Genomic DNA, 22,860 nt, shown 5'->3' on the forward strand with positions numbered 1-22,860 from the left:
AAACGAAAGGTGGATATGGGTACACGCACCGTCGCCGTGCTGCTGATCGCGCATGGGAGCCGCCGCCCGGAGGCGAACGCCGACCTCGAGTTCGTCGCCGCTTCCCTGCGGGCGCGGGGGCGGTACCCCGTCGTGCAGGTCTCCTACCTCGAACTGGCGGAACCCGACATCGAAACCGGCGGCGCGCAGTGCGTCGGGGCCGGTGCCACGGATGTGCTTCTGCTGCCGTACTTTTTGTCCCCGGGGATTCACGTTGCCGAAGACCTGACCGAGGCCCGCGAGAAGTTGAGCGCGCGGTTCCCGTGGGTGCGGTTCGCGCTGGCCGAGCCGCTCGGCCGGCACCCGCTCTTGATCGACGTGCTGGAGCAGCGCGCCCGGGCGGCGGAATAAGACGAAATCCGGTTGAAGAATGTCCACATCCTGGAGCCGGATCGTTAACCGATTTTCAATCCTGGGCAGGCGATAGGACCATTGTCCATGCAATCCGTGATGTTGGGGTCACTCGGGTTCGAGTGAGGTCGAGATGGTTTTTGAGCCGCTCTGGCCAATACCCCGCACGGATTTCCCGGATTGGAATCTGTTGACAGCGGTCGGCATCCAGAATGCGGCGTGGGTTCGGCGCTCAGTGCGGCTCAGCGCTGAGCAACCCGAGTCGCGCGAGCGCGGCCCGGGCCAGCGCGACGGCTTCCGCCGGCGTCCCCTCGGTCGAAACGTGCGCGAGCACGCGACTCACGTCCGGCCCGGGGTGCTCCCAGCTCGCCGCCAGTTGCTCGTAAACCTGCCAGTCCGCGTCCGAGGCGTCGCCCGTGCGGGCCGCGAGCCGGGCGCGCGTCGTTTCGGGCGACGCCGCACACACCAGCACCGCTCCGGGCACGCCGTACCGCGTGACGCAATCGAGGAACTCGTGCCGGCGGCGCTCCTCGCGGAACGTCGCGTCCACAATGACGCGCCCCCCCGCGCGCAGGAACGTTTCGGCCCGGCTCAGGCACTCGGCGTAGGTGCGGTCGGTTCGCTCCGGGGTGTAGCGCGCGGCGCGCTCTTCGCATGGCGACGCCCGGTTCACCGCGAGCCCCTCCAGTTCCTTGCGGACCACGTCCGAGCGGATCAGCTCGAACCCGCCGGCCGCCGCGAGTTCGCGCGCGAGTGTGGATTTACCCGACCCCGGCAGCCCGCCGACGAGCAGCAGCCCCGGGCGCCGGTCGGGCGTTTCCAGTTCCGCGAGCGCGAGCAGCCAGTGCGCCCGTGACCGCGCCGCGGCCCGCTCGCGTTCGGCCGCCGGCACTTCGGGTTCGGCGAGCAGCAGTTCGTCAACCATCCCGCGCACGGCGGCCCGGTACGCGGTGTACAGCGGCAGCAGCGCGCGCCCCTCCTCGTCCCCGGACGCGCGGAAGTAGGCGTCCGCGAACGCCCGCCCGAGGTCGCGGCGCCCACGGAACGCGAGGTCCATGACCACGAACGCCGCGTCCGCGACCGGGTCCGTGCAGCGGAGCGCCTCGCTGAACTCGATGCAGTCGATGACCACCAGATCGTTGGGCGGCGCGGCGTCCGGGAAGTGGTAAATGTGGTCCAGGTGCAGGTCGCCGTGACAGTCGCGGGGCACCCCGCGGGCCGCGCGGGCATCGATCAGCGGTTGAAGGCGCGCCAGAGCCTCTTCCGCCAGCGCCCGGACGCGCGCGAAGACGCCGGGCGCGAGCACCTTCGCGGCGTGGGCCTCGGCGCGGGCGAACACGTCGCGCACCGCCCGCGCGACGGCGGCAGACGTGCCGAACGCGGCAATTCGGTCGTTCGTTTCGGCGGCGCGGTGGAACGCCGCCAACCGCTCCGCGAGCGCCACCACCAGCGCCTCACCGACTGCGCCGCGCCGGAGCCGTTCGAGGAGCGTGGCGTCGTTCGGGAGCCGGCGCATCTTCACGGCCCACTCGACTGGTTCGCCCTCGCCCCCGAACCGGAGCCCCGTCGCGGTGCGAGTGACGGGCACGACGCCGCGGTACACGTCCGGCGCCAGCCGGCGGTTCAGCCGCACCTCTTCTCGGCAGAAGTGGAGCCGCTTGTCAAGCGTGGTGAAGTCGAGGAACCCGGGCGCGACCGGCTTCTTGAGCTTGTAAACGTGCTCGCCCGCGAGGAACACCACCGAGATGTGCGTCTGGCACACCTCGACCGCCTCGACCGCATCGGGGTACGCCGCGGGCCGCGCCAGCGCGTCGATCAGGTGCGGGAGGTCCATCGGTTCAGCTCCGGGCGCGGAAGGGGCCGCGTACCCGGAGTGTACCACGCCGGGGCGCGTCACGTGTGCCCGAGAACGGCGTCCACGAGCCAGCACCCGCGGGCGTGGGGCTGGCTCGCGTCGCGGCAGTGGTGCAGGACGTCGGCGCTGTCGCACCCGGCGTCCTGAAGGGCGTCGGCGAGGATGGGCATGGCGCTGAAGTCCCGGGACTCGTATATCTGCCGCGCGAGCGCGGTGACCGTGCCCGTGCGCCACTCCGGGGCGAGCGCGACCGGCCGGAACGCGGTCGCGAAGATGTCGTAGATGACGGCGATCTCGACCTCCGGCGCGACCCCGGAGCCAATGGCGAACTCGGCGGCCGACCGGCCCGTTTCGACGACCGTGCAGGCGGGGAGCCACAGCTCGCGGCGCAGCGCGTTACTGCCGCCCGCGGCGCGCAAGTGGCCGAAGTGGTGCTGCCGGGCCGCGTCCGTCCCGCCGCCGTCGGCCAGGTCTTCGGCGAACGCGACCGCCTCCCGGGCGCGGGCGGACAGTTCGTCCCAGATGGCGCGGCACAGCGCGCAGGCGACCAGCCGCAGCCGGCGGTCGGTCTGGTTCCGCACCAGCCCGAGGAGCCACGCGGTGTCGATGTGCGCTCGCGGGGTGCCGCCGGGGTTCATCGCTCGCCCCTGCTCGTGACGTGTGGAGGCTGTCTTCCCGACTTATACCACAGCCGCCGCCACGGGTCACGGAGAACGCCGCCGCGCCGGCATCGAAGGTGAGGTCGGGCCGCGTGCCCGCGTCACGAACGTGTGCAACCGGGCCGATGGTGCCCTCGACGAGGGCCGTAAGGGGCGAGCCTTCGGAGAGGTGAGAGTACGGGCCGTCGGACGGATTCACGGCGGCTTCAAGGCGCCACGAAAGAGTAACCCCCGAGTGCCGCTCCGGGATCAGTGTGAATTACGTAATTTTAATTGGTTGATTGTTAATAAATATTGCGAAATATTATCGGGTGTACGCGGCCAGATCGGGATCCCGGTGCGCGCGGGCGCAAAATTTTGCCGGGTTGTGACGGTTGCCCGCGCGGATCCGAGTTTCATCGGCTCGCAGGTCCCGGGGTAGCCGTAAAACACGCAATTTACGCTGACACCGATCTTTGCCTGTTCTAGTGTTGCGTAAAGTTTGCAGCGCTGCTGCCGGTGAGCGCCCCGGAGCGCCTTTCGCCACCCGTTCTTGCGCCCTGCCGCCTCGTTCAGCGACGGGATGCCCAGTCAGGAACGTAAACGGACCGGGCGACTTCCGGCACGCCGTTACAGACGTTGTGCCCCACGATTTTCTGGTCGTTCCAGCGGGCACGACCAGCGACCGCGCGGTAACCGACGGATCAGGAGGGACACGCGGCGGTTGTCACCGGCAGGTCGGGGAACGGGCCGCTCGGTCCCGGCTGGCGGGCGAAGCGCAACGGTAATGGCCGCCCCCGCGAACACGAGGTACCCACACAGTGTCTCCTGACCATTTGCCGCGGACGACCGAGGGTGACGGGGCGCCCGCGAGCGGCCACGCGGACCGGCTCGCGGGGCACGGGTTCGACTACCGCTACTCTCCGGGTGTCGCGGAGTTACTGGAGGGCCTCGGCGCGTCGCTGCTGGTGAGCACGTACCAGGCCGGCAAACTGGCCGTGCTGCGATCGTCCGGGGGCAAACTGTCGCTCTTGCTGCGCACGTTCGATAAGGCCATGGGGCTCGCCGTCGGCCCGGACCGTCTGGCCGTCGGCACCAACTACCAGATTTGGACGCTGTGGAACTCGCCCTCCGTGGCGGCCAGACTCAACCAGGCGCCCGACCGGTCCCCCGGCCCCGACCACGACGCCTGCTACCTGCCGCGGTCCGCCCACCTGACGGGGGCCATCGACGTCCACGAGATGGCGTACGCGCGGGGGGCCGACGGCGGGCACGAACTGTGGCTGGTGAACACCCACTTCTCGTGCCTGTGTACCCTGGACGAGCGCTTCAGCTTCGTGCCGCGGTGGCGGCCCCCGTTCGTGACGGCCCTGGCCCGCGAGGACCGGTGCCACCTCAACGGTCTGGCGGTGCGCGACGGCCGGCCGCGCTACGCCACCTGTTTCGGCCGGACCGACACCTACGAGGGGTGGCGGCCCGCCAAGCGCGACGGCGGCCTCCTGCTCGAGGTTCCCGGCGGCGAGGTGATCGCCGCCGGCCTGTCCATGCCGCACTCGCCCCGCTGGCACAACGGCCGGCTGTGGGTCCTGGACTCCGGCCGGGGCCGGTTGCTCGCCGTCGACCTCGCGAGCGGGAAGGCGGAGTGCGTGACCGAACTCCCCGGCTACACCCGCGGGCTTGCGTTCGCCGGGCGATACGCGCTCGTCGGCCTGTCCAAGACCCGCGACACGGCTACGTTCGGAGGCGTCGAGGTGGCGGAGCGGTACGCCGAGCGGCCCTGCGGCGTGGCGGTCGTGGACCTCGCGACCGGAGCGCTGGTCGGCCTGATCGAGTTCCTCGGCGGCATTCGCGAGGTGTTCGACGTTCAACTTCTTCCGGGCGCCCGCTGGCCCGCCGTGGTCGGCCTGGAAAAGGACGCCGTCCGCCAGGCCAGCGTCCCGGCCCCGGAAGTCCCGCTATAGACCCAGACCCAACTCCCTCTCCGAGGAACGAACATGCGGCTGCGTGCCTGGTTGAAGGTGCTCGCTCAGCGCGGCGGTGTCGGCGCACGTGGCCGGCGGACGTGGCGCCAGCGCCTACTGGTGGAAGAGTTCGAGTCGCGGGCGCTCCCGTCCGCCAACCCGGCGTACACCGAAGTTACCGGGGCCGCCAACCCGTTCAACGGCTTCGACATCGGGACCTATTCCGTCCCAAAACTCGCCGACCTGGACGGCGACGGCGACTTCGACCTCTGTGTCGGGGAGACCAACGGCGCGTTCTTCTACTTCGAGAACACGGGGACGGCGGGCGCCCCCACGTTCGTTCAGCGGACCGGCGCCGCCAACCCGTTCAACGGCTTCGATGTCGGGAGCTACTCCTCGCCCGCGTTCGGCGATCTGGACGGCGACGGCGACTTGGACCTCGTCTCCGGGACCCAACCCGGGACGCTCCTGTACTACGAGAACACGGGCACGGCCAGTGCCCCCACGTTCGTCCAGCGGACCGGGGGCGCCAACCCGTTCAACGGCTTGGATGTTGGCAACTTCTCGATCCCAGATCTGGGGGACGTGGACGCCGACGGCGACCTCGACATGGTGTCCGGGGACACCGTCGGCAAGTTACATTACTTCGAAAACACGGGCACGACCAGCGCCCCCGCCTTTGTCGAGCGGACCGGCGCCGCCAACCCGCTCAACGGCTTCGATGTCGGTGCCGCCGGCTCCACCCCGGCGTTGGGGGACGTGGACGCCGACGGGGATCTCGACCTCATCTCCGGGGAGAGCAGCGGAGTTCAGTTCTACTTCAGGAACACGGGTACGACCAGCAGCCCCGCGTTCGCGCAGCAGACCGGGGCCAACAACCCATTCAACGGCTTCGACGTCGGCAGCTTCTCCGCGCCGGCGTTCGGCGATCTGAACGGGGACGGTGCCCTCGATCTCGTCTCCGGGAATTCGTTCGGCTCACTGAATTACTACCAGTCCGCCCCCGGCCTCGCGACGAGTGCCTCCTCGCTGAACCTGGGGACAACGACCGCGGGCACGGCGGGCATGCCCCAGACCTTCACTGTGAGCGGTATCGCACTGAGCGCCAACATCGTCGTGGCGGCCCCCACCGGCGTGGAACTCTCCACCGACGGAACCACCTGGACTACCTCGGTGATGCTGACACCGACCGGCGGCAAGGTCGCTAACACCCTCATCTCGGCCCGGATCACCGCCGGTGCTTCGGTGGGCGCGGTCAGTGGTAACATCACCGTGAGCAGTACGAACGCGACTACGCAGAACGTGGCCGTCACCGGGACGGTCAACGCGGCCGACTCCACTGCACCCACGGCCACGGTGACGACGCCGGCCCCTTCGATTACCGCGGCCACCGGCGGCACCAGCACCGTCACCATCACCGTGACATATGCCGACGCCGGCTCCGAGGTCAATACCAGCACCTTCGGCACCGACGACATTACGGTCACCAACGGGGCCACCGTGACTGGGTTCTTGGCGGCGGGTAACGTGGTCACGTACACCATCACCGCCCCCGCGGCCACCTGGGCCGCCAGCACACAGGGCACCTACACCATCGCGCTGGTCGCCGGCGCGGTGACCGACCTGGCCGGCAACCCGGTGGCCGCGAACCCGTCACTCGGCACCTTCGCCGTCGATACCACCGTCCCGACCGCGGCGGTAACGACGCCGGCCCCGGCCATCACCGCGGCCTCCGGCGGTACCAGCACCGTCGCCATTACCGTAACCTACGCCGACACCGGCTCCGGGGTCGACACCAGCACCTTCGGCACCGACGACATTACGGTCACCAACGGGGCTACCGTCACCGGGTTCTTGGCGGCGGGCAACGTGGTCACGTATACGATCACCGCCCCCGCCGCTACGTGGTCCGCCAGCGCCCAGGGGACGTACACGATTGCGCTGGTCGCCGGCGCGGTGACCGACCTGGCCGGTAACCCGGTGGCCGCGAACCCGTCACTCGGCACCTTCGCCGTCGATACCACTGTCCCGACCGCGGCGGTAACGACGCCGGCCCCGGCCATCACCGCGGCCACCGGGGGCACGAATACCGTCACCGTCACGGTCACCTACGCCGACACCGGCTCCGGGGTCGACACCAGCACCTTCGGCACCGGCGACATTACGGTCACTAACGGGGCCACCGTCACCGGGTTCTCGGCGGCGGGTAACGTGGTCACCTACACCATCACCGCCCCCGCCGCTACGTGGTCTGCCAGCGCCCAGGGGACGTACACGATTGCGCTGGTCGCCGGCGCGGTGACCGACCTGGCCGGTAACCCGGTGGCCGCGAACCCGTCACTCGGCACCTTCACCGTCGATACCACCGTCCCCACGGCGGCGGTAACGACGCCGGCCCCTTCGATTACCGCGGCCTTCGGCGGCACGAATACCGTCACCGTCACGGTCACCTACGCCGACACCGGCTCCGGGGTCGATGCGGCCACCTTCGGCACCGGCGACATTACCGTCACCAATGGGGCCACCGTCACCGGGTTCTCGGCGGCGGGTAACGTGGTCACCTACACCATCACCGCCCCCGCCGCTACGTGGTCTGCCAGCGCCCAGGGGACGTACACGATTGCGCTGGCCGCCGGCGCAGTGACCGATCTAGCCGGCAACCCGGTCGCGGCCAACGCGGCCCTCGGCACCTTCACCGTCGACACGCAGGCGAAGCCGGCCCTGGTCACCAGTGTGCCGACCGGGAACCCGGCGGGCACGGCCGTCCGGATAATTGATCCGGTAACCGGTCAACTCATCCGGACCCTGATCCCGTTCGCCGGCTTCGTCGGGTCAGTGGATCTAGCCTCGGGCGACTTCAACCGAGACGGGGTAGCAGACCTTCTGGTCGCGGCCGGGGCCGGCGGCGGCCCACACATCAAAGTGTTCAACGGTGGCGACGGCGGTGAACTGGCCAGTTTCTTCGCCTACGACGTCCGTTTCGTCGGCGGGGTGAGTGTGGCCATCGGGGACGTAAATGGAGACGGCACCCTGGACATCATCACCGGTGCGGGCGCCGGCGCCGGACCGCACGTGAAGGCGTTCGACGGCCGCACTTTCGCAGAGGTCCGGAGCTTTTTCGCCTACGACACCGGCTTCCGCGGCGGGGTGAGTGTGGCGGCCGGGGACGTGAACGGAGACGGGTTCGACGACATCATCACCGGAACTGGGGCGGGCGGTGCCTCTCACGTCAAGGTGTTCGGCGGCGCGGACGGAGCGGTGCTGCTCAGCTTCTTCGCCTACCCGGCGTTCGGCGGCGGGGTGAGCGTGGCGGCCGGGGACGTGAACGGGGACGGGTTCGACGACATCATCACCGGCAGCTCACAGGGACCGCACGTGAAGGTGTTCGACGGCCGCACCGGCCAAACCCGCGCGTCGTTCTTCGGTTTCGACGCGGGGTTCACCGGCGGGGTGCGGGTGGGCACCGCGGACGCCGACGGGGACGGAAAGGCGGACATCGTCGCGGCGGCCGGGCCGGGCGGCGGCCCGCACCTCACGGTGTTCGACGGGGAGAGCCTTGCGGTGCTCCGCAGCGAGTTCGTCGGCTCCCCCACACTCCGGGACGGCTTGATCGTCGGCTGATCCCGACGGTGGTGCCGGTGTCTCGGCTTGCGAACCGCGTTCGGCCGGAACGCGGTCGCCGCACCAGCCCGAGGAGCCACGCGGTGTCGATGTGCGCTCGCGGGGTGCCGCCGGGGTTCATCGCTCGCCCCTGCTCGTGACGTGTGGAGGCTGCCTTCCCGACTTATACCACAGCCGACGCCACAAGGGACACAACGCGAACCTCGAAGCGGCAGAAACGCTCTTCACTCGGGCCAAGAGCGACGATCGCGGGCCGGCGCGAAACGAGACGGCCGCCGCAGTTCCGAATGGATGAAGAGGTACACCGTGAGTCAGAAGCAGCAGGTCCGAGCGGCGTTTCGTCGCGGCACGTTTACCCGCGACAAGTACCGGTGTGGAGAAGGTGAAGGTATGCCAGATGGTTACGGTGGCTGGGACGGTAGATCACTACGAGGAATAGAAATTGTACATGTGGGACTGCACCGAGTTGCAATTAGCCGATACGTAACCGATTATGTGTGAAAGGAAAAAGATGCCCGCCACCGAGCGAACAACCCAGCGGGGAGCACACCAAGAGGGCTGCCTATGACGTTGCTAAAACGGTGGTGGGTGATTCCTGTCGTAATCGGGGCAATCGTTACTGGCGGGTTAGTGGCAGCTAAGATTGAGGACGAGAAGAACAAGATTGCCGCTTACGGTGCCATTGTGGCGACAGTGAGTATTTTGCTGAACGCCGAAAAACACATCCGGGACAGGTTAAAAGAAGATCGTGAGCGTGATCAAAAGGAAGACGAGAAGAAGGAGAAGTTAAAGGCAACAGTGCAGTACCGTTGTTTCCATGTAACAACGCCTAATATTGGTGTGGAGTTGTACAATGATGGAAAAACACTGGTTCCTATAAAGGGCGTCTGGCTGGTCGTGGTGCATGAGGGAGAACTTCAGCCGCAAGCAATGGTTTGCACAGATTTTAAAGAACCGTTTACAAGGTACACAGGGGGGGGGGCCATACCTACGCCAGTGACCACGCACGAGAGAACTTACAAGAACCGTATTGACCTTCAGCCCAAAGGACACGCCCGGTTTCACGAGATGATTATGGGAGACATCGGGGACAAGGTACTCGGGCTAAAGCCGGAAAACGTGTATATCGTAGTGGAGTCGTTTGCGAATGCTGAACTGGTCAAAATACCTGGCGAAGAGATTCAGGCAGAAATCAAACGTGCGAAAGAAATGGAACTGCGGTAAACGAAAGAGCCCGACCAGTTTTCCGGAAACGTTCTGGTGCTGGCAGGGTTCTTTGCTAATATAGCGGCGCGCAAGATACGCATTGAGGCCCGCGGCCAAGCAGCCATTGCCCGTGATCCCCAGCAGTTTTGCCCTGCGTATCTTTCGCGCCGCCGTAAGATTTCCAGACCGCCCGGGAAGTTCAAGGGTAATTTGGTTCTTTTGCACACTTGTGTTCGGACGTATCAATCCGGCTTACTGGTCAAGTGTTGGCAGTGAGAGCAGTACCGATTGCCTTCTGCCAGTGCATGCACCACTTCGTTCGTGGGCATGCGGTCACCGCAGAGGCCGCACTCCATTCGGAAGAACTCACCCGCAACGTGCCGCTCGAACACCGCCTCTTGTGCCGCAGACAGGCTGCCCCGGCCGTGGCTGAGTACCTGCCTTGTGATTCCCAGTGCGGCCCCGTCGATGTCCCCGCTTTCGGCCAAGTACTCAAGAACCTCTTGCTGGGCGTTTGCCTCGTAGATCTCTTCGCTTCGCATGGTGTGCCCCTCACGACTCGGGATCGAGCCACCCCCATTCTTGCACGTGCGTGCGAGTTGTCTAGAGGTAAGGCGATTGGCTCTCTTTAGTAAAACGAATTGCACGCCCCGGAGAACCCGCAGATGGCCGAACCGAACCAGCCGTACATCGCCATTCAAGTTCCCATGATGCCGAAAGACACGAACCGGCACGGGACCATCTTCGGGGGCGTGCTGCTCTCGTACATCGACCTCGCGGGGGCGATCACCGCGCAGCGCGAGTTGCAGCTCCGCGGCGGCAACCCGAAGGCGTCGTTCGTCACCGTCGCCATCAACCGCGTCGAGTTCAAGAAGCCGGTGCTGGTCGGGGACGTGGTGCGGTTCGAGACCAACGTGGTGAAGACCGGGCGCACGTCGATGACCGTTCACGTCGAGGTGTTCGCCGAGCGCGGCGCCGACACCGTCCACGTCACCTCCGCGGAAGGGGTGTTCGTCGGCGTGGACCTCTCCACCCCCGAGCGCAAGCCGGTGGAGCTGTTCCCGGCGGCCGGAACCTGACCCCCGCCGCCGGGAAGCGCGCGCCGGCCGGTTCTTCATCTTGTTCTGCCGTCTCGGCGGGCGTATACCAAATTCTGATCGCGCGCCGCCCGGTAGTGAGACCGTACAATGAGCTTTTCCGCGTTCCACCTGTACTTCGACGACCTGGAAGTGGGCCAGGAGTGGACCTCGGGCGGGCGCACGGTCACCGAAGGGGACATCGTCAACTTCGCCGGGTTCAGCGGCGACTTCAACCCGATCCACATCGACCACGAGTTCGCCAAGGGGACGCCGTTCCGGCGGCCGATCGCGCACGGGTTCGCGGTGTTCTGCATCGCCAGCGGGCTGAGCCTCATCGCCCCGCCCATGCGCACCATCGCGCTGCTCAAGGTGGTGGACTGGAAGTTCAGCCAGCCGGTGTTCATCGGCGACACCGTCCACACCCTCAGCCGGGTGAAAGAGAAGATCCTCCGCGGCCGCGGGCGGCGCGGCGAGATCCTCTGGTACCGGGCCATCGTCAACCAGGACGGCAAGACGGTGCAGGAGGGCGAGGTGTCCACGCTGGTCGAGTGCCGCACGCCGGCCCGCGAGGCCGCCGACCGCGACGCCCGCACCGCCCCGAGCAGCAGCGGGACCGTCTGATACACGTATCCGGTAATACTGTCGCTTGTGTTGACGAGCCGCGACCGCCAGGGAGCGGGATACGTTGCACCGCTCCCTGGCGGTCGCGGCTCGTCAACACAAGCGACACCGCAGACGGGTTCATGTGTGAGGGCGCGCGATTCGGCAGGCGGAATTGAAGGCAGGAACCCGGGCCGTGCTCGAACCTCGGCCCCGGTTCCCGTATCCTGGCCTTCGGTTCCGCGATCCGAATTCCGAACTCCGCGCTCCCTATGTCCGTTCGCACACGATTCGCGCCCAGCCCCACCGGCTACCTCCACATCGGGGGCGTGCGCACCGCGCTCTTCAACTGGCTCTACGCGCGGCGCCACAACGGGCAGTTCGTCCTCCGCATCGACGACACCGACGCCGCCCGCAACCGCGCCGAAGCCGTGCAGCCCATCCTCGACGGGTTCGACTGGCTCGGCATGGACTGGGACGAGGGGCCGACCAAGGACGCCAGCGGCGACAGCTTCGGCCCGCACAAGCCGTACTTCCAGAGCCAGCGGAACGACCGGTACGTCGCCGCGGCGATGGACCTGATCGCCAGCGGCCACGCCTACCCCGACTACACCACCCAGGCCGAGCAGGACTCCCGCCGCGACATCGCGCAGCGGATGAAGAAGGCGTACGTCCACCGCGGCAGCAACCGCGACGTGGCGCCCGAGGAGAACCTGCGCCTCTATAAGGAGAAGCCGGCCCCCGTGCTGCTGAAGGTGCCGGACGGGCAGACGGTGGCGTTCGACGACCACGTGCGGGGCCGCGTCGAGGTGAGCACCGACACGATCCGCGACCCGGCCATCCTGCGCGCCCCCAACGACAAGGGCGTGTGCGGGGCGCTGTACGCGTTCGCCACCGTGGTGGACGAGATCGATTTCGGCATCACGCACGTGATCCGCGCCGAGGAGCACCTGTCGAACACGCCGGTCCAGTTGCTCATCTACAACGCGCTCCTGCACCAGGCGCCGGGGAAGAAGCCGCCGGAGTTCGGCCACATCCCGCTCGTCTATTACAAGGGCGAGAAGATGAGCAAGCGGAAGCTCCCGCCGCTCTCCGCGATCGAGATCAACGCCCTGAAGGCGTGCGGGTGGACCGACGACGAGATCAAGGGCCGCGACGACCTGAACATCGCGACCGTCGCGTACTACCGGGCGCTGGGGTACCTGCCGGCGGCGCTGGTCAACTACCTGCTGCGCCTGGGCTGGTCGCTGAACGACACCGACGAGTTCATCCCGCTCGACGTGGCGGTCAAGAACTTCAGCCTGGACCGGGTGACGAAGGCGCCCGGCAACTTCGACGAGAAGAAGCTGATGTGGCTCCAGACGGAGTACATGAAGCTGCTCTCGCCGGCCGAGAAGCTGGAGCGGTCGCTGCCTTACCTGCGCCGGGCGAAGCTGATCGGCGACCCGCTCCCGGACGCGACCCGCGAGCTGCTGCTGAAGATCGCCGGGGCGTCCGCGGACCGGATCAAGCTGCTCTCGGACTTCGTGTTCTACGCGGCCCCGCTCGTCAAGGACGCGATCGAGTACAACCCGAAGGCGGTGGCCGACAAGCTCGCGAAGCCGGGCGCCGGCGAGCGGCTCCGGGCCTACGCCGAGGAGCTGAAGGGCGTCGAGCCGTTCGACGCGCCGACGCTGCTCGCGGGCTTCATGGCGTTCGCGACGAAGCTCGGGGTGAAGCCCAAGGACCTCGACGGCCCGGTGCGCGTGGCGGTGACCGGCGAGACCACGGGCTTCAGCCTGCCGGAAACGCTCGCGCTGCTCGGCCGCGAGAAGGTGCTTTCGCGCATTGAGGGCGCGCTGCCCCTGGCACAGTGACGTGTGAGGAACGCCCCCCCCTGGGACCGCGGCCGGGACGGCCGCCACGAGATTTCGAGGCGCAACATCACACGGGTAACAGGCGGCCGGGACGGCCGCGGTCCCAGGGAAAACCCGACCCAACGACGCGACCAACGAAGGAGTTCCATGCCCCGCGAATTCGACCTCATCGGCCTCGGCAACTCGCTGGTCGACATCCTTGTGGAACTGAGCGAGGAGGAGTTCGGCCCGCTCGGGTTCGAGCGGGGCACGATGCGCCTCACCGAGCGCGACGAGCAGCAGAAGCTGCTCGGGGCGTTCCGCCAGCGCGAGCCGCGGCTGGTCAGCGGCGGGAGCGTCGCGAACTCGGTCATCGCGTGCTCGCAACTGGGCGGGCGGGGCGCGTTCATCGGGTGCGTCGGCGACGACCGGTACGGGCTGCACTACAAGGAAGAGTTCTCCGAACTCGCCATCGACTTCACCAACCCGCCGCTGGTGGGCGAGACGACCGGCACGTGCGTGAGCATCATCACGCCGGACGCCGAGCGCACCATGCGCACCTGCCTGGCGGTGTCGAGCCACCTGGCCGACCGGCACGTCCCGGCCGGCAAGATCGCGGCGAGCGAGTGGCTGTTCGTCGAAGGGTACATCTTCGCGAACCCGGCGACCGGGCAACTCGCCATCCGCGAGGCCCTTCAGGCCGCCAAGGCGAACGGCACCAAGGTCGCGCTCACCTGCTCGGACGCGTTCGTCCCGCAGGTGTTCGGGGACGCGTTCCGCGCCGCCCTCGCGCAAAGCGACCTGCTGTTCTGCAACGCCACCGAGGCCGTGGCCGTCGCGGGCGGGGGCGACGCGGCGGCGGCGTTCGCGAACCTGAAGGCGCTCGTGCCCAACGCGGTCGTCACCGACGGCCCGAACGGGGCTTTTGTGCGGTACCACGGTGCGGAGTACCACGTCCCGGCGTTCCTGTGCCAGCCGGCGGACCTGACCGGAGCTGGCGACATGTTCGCGGGCGCGTTCCTGTACGGGGTCACGCACGGCGTGCCGGCGGAGACGGCGGCGCGGGCGGCGAACTTCCTGGCCATGAAGGTCATCACCCAGATCGGCGCCCGCCTGCACCAGGGGGCGAAACAGTTCTGGGCGGAAGCGTGTGTGTAACGGGCGGGCGTCGCGTGCTCGGTGCGAGTGGAGCGGCCCAACACCGGCAGCTAAAGACACGCGGCGAAACGAATCCCGTTCGGAGCGGCGCGTGCGCCGAAGCTCGATCGAGAAGCCCAGAAGAGTGTGACAGGATCAACAGGACCGACAGGATTTCAAACCGATCTGTCTTCATCCGGTCGATCCTGTTGATCCTGTCAAAACCGGCCTTCGTCAGCACGAGGCCCGCGTGGGCCGGGGCGGGGCCGCGACCGTCCACCCGTTCTCAACACCAACCACCAACGGCTGAATACCAAACGTATGGCACGCAGACGGACGTTCATCGGCATCGACATCGGCGACGCGATCCGCGGGAGCGCGAAGGCGCTCCAAAAGGAGCTCGCGAAGGTGGACCCGGGGGTGAAGTGGGTGACGCCCGAGAGCATGCACGTCACGCTGCTGTTCCTGGGCGACGTGGACGACCGCGAGCTGCACGCCGTCTGCAAAGCGGTCGCGGCGGCCGCGCGCGGGGAGCCGTCGTTCTCGCTGCGGGTGTCGGGGCTGGGGGTGTTCCCCAACGCCCGCCGCCCGAAGGTGGTGTGGGCGGGCGTCACGGACGGCGCCGACGTTTTGCGGCGGCTGCACACGGCCCTCGAAGAGAAGATGCTGGCGCTGGGCGGCTACCGGTCGGAAGAGCGGGGGTACACGCCGCACCTGACGCTGGGGCGGGTCAACACCCCGGAGGCCGCGGTTGCGGTGGCGGCCGAGTTGCCCAAGCGGACTGCGTGGCAGGGCGGTCGGGTGACGGTGGACGAAGTGCTGGTCTACGACAGCGAGCTGAACTCCGACGGCCCGGTGTACACGGTCGTGGGCCGTGCCCCGCTGGCCGGACAGTGACCCCGGCGCGCAGCGAAGGTTCGCGCCGGCGCGCCTCGTGTGTTCCGCCACTTCTGCGGCCATCGGCCGAAACCGGGAATCACCCCCCGGTTACCGACCCGTGCGTGTGCCCCTCCGCCCGCCCAAGCTCGCGCTACAAATTCCGGAACCGTGCGCCAAAACCGGTCATGCTGGGAGCGAACGATGACGGAAGAAAAATGGCTGACGGGCGAAGAGCCCGAGACGATGTATTGGTTCCTTGAGGACCGAGGCGAGATCAGCATCCGCAAGTTCCGCCTTTTTGGCTGCGAGTGTGTGCGAGATATCTGGGACGACCTGCCACATGAAGCCCTGCGTCGGGCGGTCGAGACTTGTGAGCGGTTCGCGGACGGACGGGCTACGGTAGAGGAGTTGGAGGTAGCACGTAAGGCCGCCAACAGCGTCTACAAGGGTAACGGTGACAGCATCGCCGATCATAGTGCCATCGCTATCACCGAGCTTTGCCATACGATTCCGTCATTCCCAATGGGTGAAGGATCGGCAGCCGGCATTTCTGCGGTTGCTGCCGAAGTGAGATTCGATCAGGTTACCCCTATAGTGGACCCCGAAAACTGGACCGCCGGTTAAGCTATACCGGAGGCCCAGGAAAGGGGAACCCATGGCGGGCAAGCGGAAGAGTCACTCGGCGGCGTTCAAGGCCCAGGTCGCGCTGGCGGCCCTCAAGGGCGACAAGACCATCAACGAACTGGCGAGTCAGCACGGCGTCCACCCGACCCTGATTCATGGGTGGAAGAAGCAGTTGCTCACCGGGGCCGAGGCCGTGTTCGCCTCGGGGGCGAAGGGCACCGGCCCCCCGGAAGACAAGACGACCGAGTTGTACGAGCAGATCGGCCGCCTCAAGGTGGAACTCGACTGGGTGAAAAAAAAATCGGCCGCCCTCGGCTGAGGCCAAGCGTGCCCGGATCGAGGCCGAGCACCCGGAGCTGAGCGTCCGGCGCCAGTGCGAGCTGATCGGATTGAACCGCTCGACGGTGTACTACGAGCCGACCCCGGAGAGCGCGGAGAACCTGACGCTGATGCGGTTGATCGACGAGCAGTACACGACGTGCCCGTTCTACGGGAGCCGGCGCCTGGCCGCGTGGCTGGGCACCCAGGGCCACGAGGTGAACCGCAAGCGGGTGCAGCGGCTGTTGCGGATCATGGGGTTGGAGGCCCTGTACCCCAAGCCCAAGCTGTCGGTCGGGTCCGGGCACAAGGTGTACCCGTACCTGTTGCGGGGCGTGGCCATCGACCGGGTCCATCAGGTGTGGAGCACGGACATCACGTACATCCCGATGCCCACCGGGTTCATGTACCTGGCCGCAACGATGGACTGGTTCAGCCGGTACGTGGTGGCCTGGCGACTGTCCAACACGTTGGACGGGTCATTCTGCCAGGACATGCTGGAGGAGGCCTTGGGCCGGGGCAAGCCGGAGGTGTTCAACACGGACCAGGGAGTCCAGTTCACGGCCGCCGCGTGGGTCGGGCGATTGGAGCGGGCCGGGGTCGCGGTGAGCATGGACGGGCGGGGCCGGTGCCTGGACAACGTGTTCGTGGAGCGCCTGTGGCGGAGCGTCAAGTACGAGGACGTGTACCTCAAGGGTTACGAGTCGGTGCCGGCCCTGGAGAGTGGGCTCCGGGCGTACTTCGGGTTCTACAACACCGAGCGGTTACACCAGTCCCTGGACTACCGCACCCCGGCTCAGGTGTATGGCGTCGGAGCCACGAAGGCCCCGACGAAACAGTAGCGAAGGATAGCAACTTTTTGGTCTAGACAATGGGGTCCACTGTACCCCTGGCACGTTGCCAGGAGAAAAGCGAAACAGTTGCATTGTCGGCTTCTCCGCGACATCTTCGGAAACCCTTTTCGCCCGGTCACCTTCTCCCCGTCCTGGCGCACCGACACCGCCTTATCACTTGCTCAGGGCATGTACGACTCACGCGACTTCGGCGCGATGCCGATCCTCGCGGACGCCCTTCAAGACGCCGGGTGCGACAACCACGACATCCTGAGCCACTGCCGCGACCCGAAGGGAGTTCACGTCCGCGGGTGCTGGGTGGTCGATCTCGTCCTGGTGAAAAGCTGACCAGTTCCGTAATGCTCTCAGAACGGGGGCGGCTGTGAACGAGCGCTTTCCCACGGGCCAAGTTACATCGTGAGTGCGGCGTTCGGGTCGGTGCCGAAGTAGTACAGCTTGCCGCGAACCTTTTTGGCCCATTGACCGGTCTGGTGGTAGAACAACGGGGAGTCGGGGTACAGCTTTTTCTGCTTCTACGCCGCGGTGCCCGGTGCGGTTGTAGTCCGGAGCGTATTCGGTGCCCCGGGTGTAGTGCCATGATAAGGCGATGTCGGAGATGTGTTGAATTCGCCTGGCTTTAAGCCGCTTGCGCCCGTAGCTCAACTGGACAGAGCATCCGCCTTCTAAGCGGAAGCGTGTGGGTTCGACTCCCACCGGGCGTACTTTCCTCTTCCCCTCCCGTCTCCTCTCGTTCGTCCTCTTTGCTTTGTTTTCAAGCATTTTGAGCGGCTGAGCGATTTCACTTACTTCCTCAGCCGCTCCCGATGGTTTTCGCCCCTTCTCGCCTTCTGCTGCTCCCGCTGCTGCTCCCTGCTGCTCCCGATGACCGGATGCGCTCGGCCCGGGAAGGGCGAAACGAGCCACGGCTGCGGCGGTGTTCTGGAGGTTGACGTGCGCGTACCGATCCATCGTCAGCGTAATTGTGGAGTGGCGGGCCAGTTCCTTCGCGTCCTGTGGTGCGACTCCCGCGCTTACCAAGTTGGTAATGAACGTGTGCCGCAAGGAATGGAAATCGGCTACTTCGTTCTCCCGGTTACGGTAGGCGAGGAAACCGGTTCCGCCCGTCCGGCCCGATCGCCAGCTCGTGCAGCCGCATCTGCCCGAGCGTGTGCCGCAGTTCCCGGATCGGCCCGACCTCGGCCGGGTGCGCCCTCGCCCGCTCCCGGAACGTCTCGTCGTCGAGCGCCAGGGCGCCGCTCGGGAGCCGCGGCCACGCGATTCGCTTACGGGACAGGTACGCGGCCCACCGGTCCGCGGAGAACGTGAGCGGGCCGTCCCCGAGCAGCCGGTCCCCGGGGCCTATGAGGTCGGCGGCCCGGCGGATCACGTCCGGGTGGTGCTTGGGCCGCGGCGCCGGGTCGGGCTCGGCCAGCACCGCCCACAGCTTCGGCGCGTAATCCGCGTCGACGCCGGCCGGGTCGTACCCCGTCCCGATGCCCAGGTCCGGGAGTTCGCCCGCCAGTTCGCGCGCCCGCACGTCGAGCCCGGGCACGTCCAGGTGGTCCTTTCCCTCCCCGAGCAGCTTCTGCACCCGGGCCTCGGTCAGCCCGGTGGCCCGGCGCGCGGCCCGGATCGCGGCCAGTCGGTCGGCGGTCGCCTCGACCTCGAGGCGGTGCAGGTGCCCGGCCCGGTGCTGGGCGATCGCGCTCCTCGGACTGGTCGCGTCCAGTGTGGTCGGCGCGTACTTATACTACCCGGACCGCCGGCAGTGCTTTGAAGACATGAGGGGCGTTCACGCGGAAGCGGTCGTGGGCCCTCGCACGGGCAAGCGGGACGAGGCGATCCGGCACCTGGAGCACTGCGACCTGCTCACCCGCAAGCTCCAGGTGGGCGTGTACCTCCGCGACCTCTCGATCACCGGGGAGCAGGCGAAGGCGTCCGACGACCTGCGCGAGGAGCTGGAAGAGGTGCGCGACGCGCTCATCGCCCGCGACGCCGACGGCGCGCGGGCGCGGCTGCCGAAACTGGAGGCGGCGTACCGCGCCTGCCGGGACGCGTATGTGACGCCGTAACGGCGGTCACTCGCCCAGGCACCACAGGTGCTTGTCGCCGCGGACGAACACGCGGCCGCCCGCCAGCGCGAGCGACGCGGCGGCGTCTTCGCCGAGCGGGTTCTTCGCGATCACCTCGAACTCGTCGGCCGCTTTCACCACCGTCGTGGTCCCGTCGAGGGCGGTGAAGTAGATCCGCCCGCCGGCCGCCACCGGCGACGGCCGCATCCGCCCGGCCCCGAGCCGCTCGCGCCACTTCTCCGCGCCGGTCTTCAGGTCCAGGCACGTCGCGGTGCCCTGGTCGTCGCTCACGAAGTACAGGTCGCCGACGACGACCGCCGAGGGCACGAACGGGCCGGTCTTCTTCGACTGCCAAAGTACCTTCGGTTGCGAGACGGTCAGATCGACCGCGAGCGTCGCCCCCGCCGGCCCGGACACCGCGAACAGCCGGCCCCCGCGCACGACCGGCGTGCAGGAGCAGAGCCGCTCCAGCCCGTCGAGGCTCCACCGCTCCTTGCCGGTGGCGAGGTCGTAGCCCTTGATCGTTTTCGTGCCGAGGCACACGGCCTGGCGGTCGCCGCCCACCGTCGCGACGACCGGCGTGGCCCAGTTGTCGTACACCCCGCGCCGCTCGGCCCTCCACTTGGTCTTTCCCGTCGTGAGGTCCGCCGCGAGCAGGTACGAGCCTTCCAGGTGATCGACCTGCACCAGCACCACACCGCCCGCGACGATCGGGGACGCGGCGATGCCGTAGTCGTTGCGGATCACGCCGTACTCCTTCGTCAGGGACCGCGCCCACAGCGGCTTGCCGGCGCGGTCGAGGACCACCAGGTCGCCGGTGCCGAACAGCGCGACCACGGCCTTATCGGTGACGGCCGCGGTACACGCCGCGTGCCCGCGCTCGGGCGGGAACATGCTGAACGGGGCGTCGGCCGGGGTCGCCGTCAGGTCGGTGCGCCACCGCTCCTGGCCGGTCGCCCGGTCGTAGCACAGGACGTGCAGTTCCGAGTGGTCGCGGCCGGACGACGCGGTCAGGATCACGTCGTCGCCGACCACGACCGGGCTGCTGTTGCCCGCGCCGGGGAGCTTTGCCTTCCAGCGCACGTTCGTGCCGGCCTTCCCGTCCCACTCGGTCGGGAACCCGGTTTCGGCGCTCACCCCGTCGGCGGTCGGGCCGCGCCACTGGGGCCAGTCGGCTGCGGCGCTGAGCGGCAGGAGCATTAGGGCGAGAATGACGAGCGCGCGGTTCATTTCTGGTCCCCCTGTTGCGTGAACGCGGCCGCACGGCCGTCCGACCCGACGAGGCGGACGAGGAAGTCCCACTTCACCGGGGTGCTCGGCTTGCCGCGCACCTCTTCGGCCTTCGTTTTGGTGAGCTTGACCAGCACCACCGATTCCCCCGCGGGCAGCTCGACGGTCGCGCGGTACCGGTCCGGGCGGAACATGCTGCGGTACTCGCTCGCTCGCTCAGTCACCTTGTTGCCGTTCACCCAGACCGTGAGGTTGTCGACGGCCGACGCCCGCAGTTCGACTTTCGCCGCGGCGGCCAGCTTCACCGTTGCGACGGCGTAAGCGACCGATCCGTCGTCCGGTTTGACGCCGAGCTTCACGACATCGAGCCGCGCGTCGGCCGGGTCGTTCGCGGCCGGTTGCCACTTGAGCGTCCCGGCCTTGCCCTCGTAACCGGCCGCGAGGTCGATCTTCGCTTCCGGCGGGAACCCCTTCGTCAGCCCCTCGTCCGGCGACACCGGGAACGGCCCGACGACGTGCCACCGGCGGACGACGCCGAGGTGCGTGAGTACGTCCGGCTTGTCGCCGGCCGCGGTCAGCCGCTTCGCCACGAGCAGCGCCTGTTCGAGGTCGGTGGCCGCCGCGAACGTGGCCCGCAGGCTCTTCACCTGCTCCGCGGGGGCGGTGAGGGCGTCCGCGGCGGCGAGCCGGTCGGCGACCGCGTCCGGGCCGAACTCGGGGTCGCCGAGCCAGCCCGCGAGCCGCTTCGCGGTGGTGCCGGGTTGGCCCCGCTCGACGGCCGCGAGCGCCACCCGCCGGGCCTTACCGTGCCCCTTCGGATCGGACGCGAACGCGAGCAACTCGTCGGTCGGGAGCTTTGCGGGGTTCGCTTTGGCGATTTGGTCGAACGCGGTGCGGAGCCAGTTGGCCGCGACCGGGTCGTCGGCGGGCCACGCCTTCAGGAGCGGGAGCAGCGCCGGCGGCCCGGCCGCGACGACCCGGTCCCACGCGGCGCGGGTGGCCGCCGGGTCGGCGCCCGGCTTCGCGAGTGCCGCGACGTCGTCCGGCAGGGCGGCGCGCGCCGGCGCGCCGCACAGCAGGAGCAGAATCACACTGGTTCGGTACATGATGGTCATTCCTCGACGTTGGGGAGGCCGTCGGACACGGCCATGAGCCGGTACACGGCGTCCATGCTGGCGGACTCGCGGAGGAACCGCACGCTCCCGTCGGCCACGGCGATGTTCGCCCCGCCGCTATGGAAGCTGTACATGTTCACGCCCGCGTAGTTGGTGCAGTTGATGAGGCAGTTGCCGCCCCGCAGGGTGGCTCCGGTGTTGTCGGTCGGGATCGGGAGCAGCCGCACCCACGCGCCCAGGTGCCCGAACCCGGCCGCGTTGTTCGGGAACGTCGGGTGCGCGCGCCCGCCGCGGATCAGCCCCTGCCGCCACGCCGAGTTCTCCCCGAACGCGAGCGTGTTGCTCAGCCCGTCGGTCACGCCCGTCATCGTCACCTTCTCGGCCTGCTGGAGCAGCCCCTTGTCGCGCGGGTCGGACGCGCCCATCGGCGGCCGGGCCACGCTCAGCACCGGGGCGTACTCGACCAGGCACGCCGGGAACGAGTTGCCGGCCAGCGCGGTCGCGTCCGCCGAGAAGGACGCGGACGGCGGGAGGAACGTCTCCACCGGCGCCCCGGTCGAGGACGGGCACTTGTACACCGGGAGCGGGGTCTGGACGAGCGTCCGGTTGGTGCCCTCGGCGTACCCGAGCCCCAGGTTCCACTGCTTGTACAGGTTGTCCTGTTCGACGTAGGGCAGGATCGCGAGCGTCCACGGCCGCTCGACGAACGTGCGGCCGTCGCTCGGGCGGGTGACGAGCGGGTTGTTCCGGGGGAACTCGTTGTTGGCGTCGTGGAACCCGTGGAGCGCCAGACCGAGTTGCTTGAGGTTGTTGGAGCACTTCATCCGCGCCGCGGCCTCGCGCACCTTCTGGACCGCGGGCAGCAACAGGCCGATGAGGATCGCGATAATGGCGATCACCACCAGCAACTCGATCAGCGTGAAGCCACGGGGGCGATTGGGGTTCGGCATCGGTTCTCCATAATGGCAGTGGGGCGTTTGAGGGCTACTGGGGGCGCGACGGCCGGGTGACGATCGCGGCCTCGGGGACGGTGATTTCGAACGGTGGGAGGGCGTTGGCCTTCGGATCGACGCGGACCTTGAACGTGCTCGTCTCGGGCTTCGCGAACTTGCCCCCCAGTTTGTCCCACGCGCCGAGGTCGTTGCCCGACATCCACTCGAACGTGACCGTGTACTCGCCCGCGACGGCGCCGTCCTTGTCGCCGGTGGTCGATAGGTGAAACGTCCCGGACTCGTCGGTCATGCCGACCGGCGTTTTCAGGTTCCCGGGCAGCGACTGGTCCGCGTGCCGGAACTGGACGCGGACCAGCGGCGCGGGCTTGCCGTTCACCGTCACGGTCCCGATGACAGGAAACTTCTCCGGCCCGGACGACCCGCAGCCGAGAGCGGAACAAGCCCAGACGGCGATCAGAACGTAGGCGAGCCGGACGCGCATGAGGTGCCCCGTCACTGGATGTTGAAGCGGAAC

21 protein-coding genes, 1 tRNA gene and 1 pseudogene are annotated in these 22,860 nt (G+C 68.0%); 14 read left to right on the plus strand and 9 right to left on the minus strand.

What is annotated here, in order from left to right:
• Positions 1-15 precede the first annotated feature (15 nt).
• Positions 16-390 (plus strand): sirohydrochlorin chelatase, encoded by a 375-nt coding sequence (locus tag GobsT_RS07690; RefSeq protein WP_010041782.1) that lies wholly within the window; start codon positions 16-18, stop codon positions 388-390.
• 232 nt (positions 391-622) lie between these two features.
• On the opposite strand, the gene GobsT_RS07695 is transcribed toward GobsT_RS07690, so the two are convergent.
• Complete coding sequence (locus tag GobsT_RS07695; protein WP_010041781.1) at positions 623-2,224, minus strand: bifunctional aminoglycoside phosphotransferase/ATP-binding protein; 1,602 nt, start codon at positions 2,222-2,224, stop codon at positions 623-625.
• Positions 2,225-2,283: 59 nt separating this feature from the next.
• A complete protein-coding gene (locus tag GobsT_RS39450) occupies positions 2,284-2,883 on the minus strand; it encodes a hypothetical protein (RefSeq protein ID WP_010041779.1) in 600 nt (199 codons plus the stop codon).
• Between the two features lie 821 nt (positions 2,884-3,704).
• On the opposite strand from GobsT_RS39450, the gene GobsT_RS07705 reads away from it, so the two are divergent.
• The 3 genes from GobsT_RS07705 to GobsT_RS07715 all read left to right on the plus strand — a co-directional run bounded on the left by GobsT_RS07705 (position 3,705) and on the right by GobsT_RS07715 (position 9,689).
• Positions 3,705-4,844 (plus strand): TIGR03032 family protein, encoded by a 1,140-nt coding sequence (locus tag GobsT_RS07705; RefSeq protein ID WP_197905104.1) that lies wholly within the window; start codon positions 3,705-3,707, stop codon positions 4,842-4,844.
• A 33-nt stretch (positions 4,845-4,877) separates the two neighbouring features.
• Positions 4,878-8,465: a beta strand repeat-containing protein gene (locus tag GobsT_RS07710; protein ID WP_010041775.1), complete on the plus strand. Its 3,588-nt coding sequence runs from the start codon at positions 4,878-4,880 to the stop codon at positions 8,463-8,465.
• A 564-nt stretch (positions 8,466-9,029) separates the two neighbouring features.
• Complete coding sequence (locus tag GobsT_RS07715) at positions 9,030-9,689, plus strand: hypothetical protein (RefSeq protein ID WP_010041773.1); 660 nt, start codon at positions 9,030-9,032, stop codon at positions 9,687-9,689.
• A 224-nt stretch (positions 9,690-9,913) separates the two neighbouring features.
• On the opposite strand, the gene GobsT_RS07720 is transcribed toward GobsT_RS07715, so the two are convergent.
• The gene (locus GobsT_RS07720) at positions 9,914-10,213 is read right to left on the minus strand and encodes a hypothetical protein (protein WP_010041770.1); all 300 of its coding nucleotides are present in this window, start codon (positions 10,211-10,213) and stop codon (positions 9,914-9,916) included.
• 123 nt (positions 10,214-10,336) lie between these two features.
• On the opposite strand from GobsT_RS07720, the gene GobsT_RS07725 reads away from it, so the two are divergent.
• The 9 genes from GobsT_RS07725 (at position 10,337) to GobsT_RS07765 (ending at position 17,698) form a co-directional block, all read left to right on the plus strand.
• Positions 10,337-10,750 (plus strand): acyl-CoA thioesterase, encoded by a 414-nt coding sequence (locus GobsT_RS07725; protein ID WP_010041767.1) that lies wholly within the window; start codon positions 10,337-10,339, stop codon positions 10,748-10,750.
• 108 nt (positions 10,751-10,858) lie between these two features.
• Positions 10,859-11,371 (plus strand): MaoC/PaaZ C-terminal domain-containing protein, encoded by a 513-nt coding sequence (locus GobsT_RS07730; RefSeq protein ID WP_010041765.1) that lies wholly within the window; start codon positions 10,859-10,861, stop codon positions 11,369-11,371.
• Positions 11,372-11,622: 251 nt separating this feature from the next.
• Positions 11,623-13,206, plus strand: coding sequence for a glutamate--tRNA ligase (locus tag GobsT_RS07735; protein ID WP_010034784.1), 1,584 nt, complete (start codon positions 11,623-11,625; stop codon positions 13,204-13,206).
• 147 nt (positions 13,207-13,353) lie between these two features.
• Positions 13,354-14,343: an adenosine kinase gene (locus GobsT_RS07740; RefSeq protein ID WP_010034781.1), complete on the plus strand. Its 990-nt coding sequence runs from the start codon at positions 13,354-13,356 to the stop codon at positions 14,341-14,343.
• 300 nt (positions 14,344-14,643) lie between these two features.
• Positions 14,644-15,219, plus strand: coding sequence for an RNA 2',3'-cyclic phosphodiesterase (gene thpR, locus GobsT_RS07745; RefSeq protein ID WP_010034778.1), 576 nt, complete (start codon positions 14,644-14,646; stop codon positions 15,217-15,219).
• Positions 15,220-15,402: 183 nt separating this feature from the next.
• Positions 15,403-15,825: a hypothetical protein gene (locus GobsT_RS07750; protein WP_010034777.1), complete on the plus strand. Its 423-nt coding sequence runs from the start codon at positions 15,403-15,405 to the stop codon at positions 15,823-15,825.
• A gap of 31 nt (positions 15,826-15,856) precedes the next feature.
• A protein-coding gene (locus GobsT_RS07755) for an IS3 family transposase (protein WP_417936319.1) occupies positions 15,857-16,985 on the plus strand; the annotation gives its coding sequence in 2 pieces (ribosomal slippage) (positions 15,857-16,135 and positions 16,137-16,985; 1,128 coding nt in all).
• A 180-nt stretch (positions 16,986-17,165) separates the two neighbouring features.
• Positions 17,166-17,324 (plus strand): hypothetical protein, encoded by a 159-nt coding sequence (locus GobsT_RS39455; RefSeq protein WP_010034776.1) that lies wholly within the window; start codon positions 17,166-17,168, stop codon positions 17,322-17,324.
• Between the two features lie 300 nt (positions 17,325-17,624).
• Positions 17,625-17,698: transfer RNA gene (locus GobsT_RS07765), tRNA-Arg, on the plus strand.
• 235 nt (positions 17,699-17,933) lie between these two features.
• Here GobsT_RS07765 and GobsT_RS40970 read toward each other — a convergent pair.
• Both GobsT_RS40970 and GobsT_RS07775 read right to left on the minus strand, forming a co-directional pair.
• A pseudogene (locus tag GobsT_RS40970) lies at positions 17,934-18,047 on the minus strand (site-specific integrase); the annotation flags it as partial.
• A 22-nt stretch (positions 18,048-18,069) separates the two neighbouring features.
• Positions 18,070-18,567, minus strand: a complete 498-nt coding sequence (locus GobsT_RS07775; protein WP_010034774.1) for a hypothetical protein — start codon at positions 18,565-18,567, stop codon at positions 18,070-18,072.
• 217 nt (positions 18,568-18,784) lie between these two features.
• Between GobsT_RS07775 and GobsT_RS07780 the strand changes: the two genes are divergently transcribed.
• Positions 18,785-19,048, plus strand: a complete 264-nt coding sequence (locus GobsT_RS07780) for a hypothetical protein (RefSeq protein WP_148087649.1) — start codon at positions 18,785-18,787, stop codon at positions 19,046-19,048.
• A 6-nt stretch (positions 19,049-19,054) separates the two neighbouring features.
• On the opposite strand, the gene GobsT_RS07785 is transcribed toward GobsT_RS07780, so the two are convergent.
• Genes GobsT_RS07785 through GobsT_RS07800 form a run of 4 tightly spaced genes read right to left on the minus strand, consistent with a single transcriptional unit; the run spans position 19,055 to position 22,827 of the window.
• On the minus strand, positions 19,055-20,278 hold the full coding sequence (locus GobsT_RS07785; RefSeq protein WP_010034770.1) for a PQQ-binding-like beta-propeller repeat protein: 1,224 nt from the start codon (positions 20,276-20,278) through the stop codon (positions 19,055-19,057).
• Positions 20,275-21,384, minus strand: coding sequence for a hypothetical protein (locus tag GobsT_RS07790; RefSeq protein WP_109571223.1), 1,110 nt, complete (start codon positions 21,382-21,384; stop codon positions 20,275-20,277). Before GobsT_RS07790 ends, GobsT_RS07785 begins: the two co-directional genes overlap by 4 nt.
• A gap of 5 nt (positions 21,385-21,389) precedes the next feature.
• Positions 21,390-22,343 carry a DUF1559 domain-containing protein gene (locus tag GobsT_RS07795; protein WP_010034766.1) on the minus strand — a complete coding sequence of 318 codons (954 nt, stop codon included), beginning with the start codon at positions 22,341-22,343 and terminating at the stop codon, positions 21,390-21,392.
• Positions 22,344-22,377: 34 nt separating this feature from the next.
• Positions 22,378-22,827 carry a hypothetical protein gene (locus GobsT_RS07800; RefSeq protein WP_010034763.1) on the minus strand — a complete coding sequence of 150 codons (450 nt, stop codon included), beginning with the start codon at positions 22,825-22,827 and terminating at the stop codon, positions 22,378-22,380.
• Positions 22,828-22,860: the final 33 nt, after the last annotated feature.

Origin of the sequence: Gemmata obscuriglobus (assembly GCF_008065095.1) — a bacterium.
Classification (GTDB): domain Bacteria; phylum Planctomycetota; class Planctomycetia; order Gemmatales; family Gemmataceae; genus Gemmata; species Gemmata obscuriglobus.

Coding starts and splice junctions, on each gene's coding strand:
- GobsT_RS07690 (WP_010041782.1), top strand. CDS start 16: ATGGGTACACGCACCGTCGCCGTGCTGCTGATCGCGCATGGGAGCCGC.
- GobsT_RS07695 (WP_010041781.1), bottom strand. CDS start 2,224: ATGGACCTCCCGCACCTGATCGACGCGCTGGCGCGGCCCGCGGCGTAC.
- GobsT_RS39450 (WP_010041779.1), bottom strand. CDS start 2,883: ATGAACCCCGGCGGCACCCCGCGAGCGCACATCGACACCGCGTGGCTC.
- GobsT_RS07710 (WP_010041775.1), top strand. CDS start 4,878: ATGCGGCTGCGTGCCTGGTTGAAGGTGCTCGCTCAGCGCGGCGGTGTC.
- GobsT_RS07715 (WP_010041773.1), top strand. CDS start 9,030: ATGACGTTGCTAAAACGGTGGTGGGTGATTCCTGTCGTAATCGGGGCA.
- GobsT_RS07720 (WP_010041770.1), bottom strand. CDS start 10,213: ATGCGAAGCGAAGAGATCTACGAGGCAAACGCCCAGCAAGAGGTTCTT.
- GobsT_RS07725 (WP_010041767.1), top strand. CDS start 10,337: ATGGCCGAACCGAACCAGCCGTACATCGCCATTCAAGTTCCCATGATG.
- GobsT_RS07730 (WP_010041765.1), top strand. CDS start 10,859: ATGAGCTTTTCCGCGTTCCACCTGTACTTCGACGACCTGGAAGTGGGC.
- GobsT_RS07735 (WP_010034784.1), top strand. CDS start 11,623: ATGTCCGTTCGCACACGATTCGCGCCCAGCCCCACCGGCTACCTCCAC.
- GobsT_RS07740 (WP_010034781.1), top strand. CDS start 13,354: ATGCCCCGCGAATTCGACCTCATCGGCCTCGGCAACTCGCTGGTCGAC.
- thpR (WP_010034778.1), top strand. CDS start 14,644: ATGGCACGCAGACGGACGTTCATCGGCATCGACATCGGCGACGCGATC.
- GobsT_RS07750 (WP_010034777.1), top strand. CDS start 15,403: ATGACGGAAGAAAAATGGCTGACGGGCGAAGAGCCCGAGACGATGTAT.
- GobsT_RS39455 (WP_010034776.1), top strand. CDS start 17,166: ATGTACGACTCACGCGACTTCGGCGCGATGCCGATCCTCGCGGACGCC.
- GobsT_RS07785 (WP_010034770.1), bottom strand. CDS start 20,278: ATGAACCGCGCGCTCGTCATTCTCGCCCTAATGCTCCTGCCGCTCAGC.
- GobsT_RS07790 (WP_109571223.1), bottom strand. CDS start 21,384: ATGTACCGAACCAGTGTGATTCTGCTCCTGCTGTGCGGCGCGCCGGCG.
- GobsT_RS07795 (WP_010034766.1), bottom strand. CDS start 22,343: ATGCCGAACCCCAATCGCCCCCGTGGCTTCACGCTGATCGAGTTGCTG.
- GobsT_RS07800 (WP_010034763.1), bottom strand. CDS start 22,827: ATGCGCGTCCGGCTCGCCTACGTTCTGATCGCCGTCTGGGCTTGTTCC.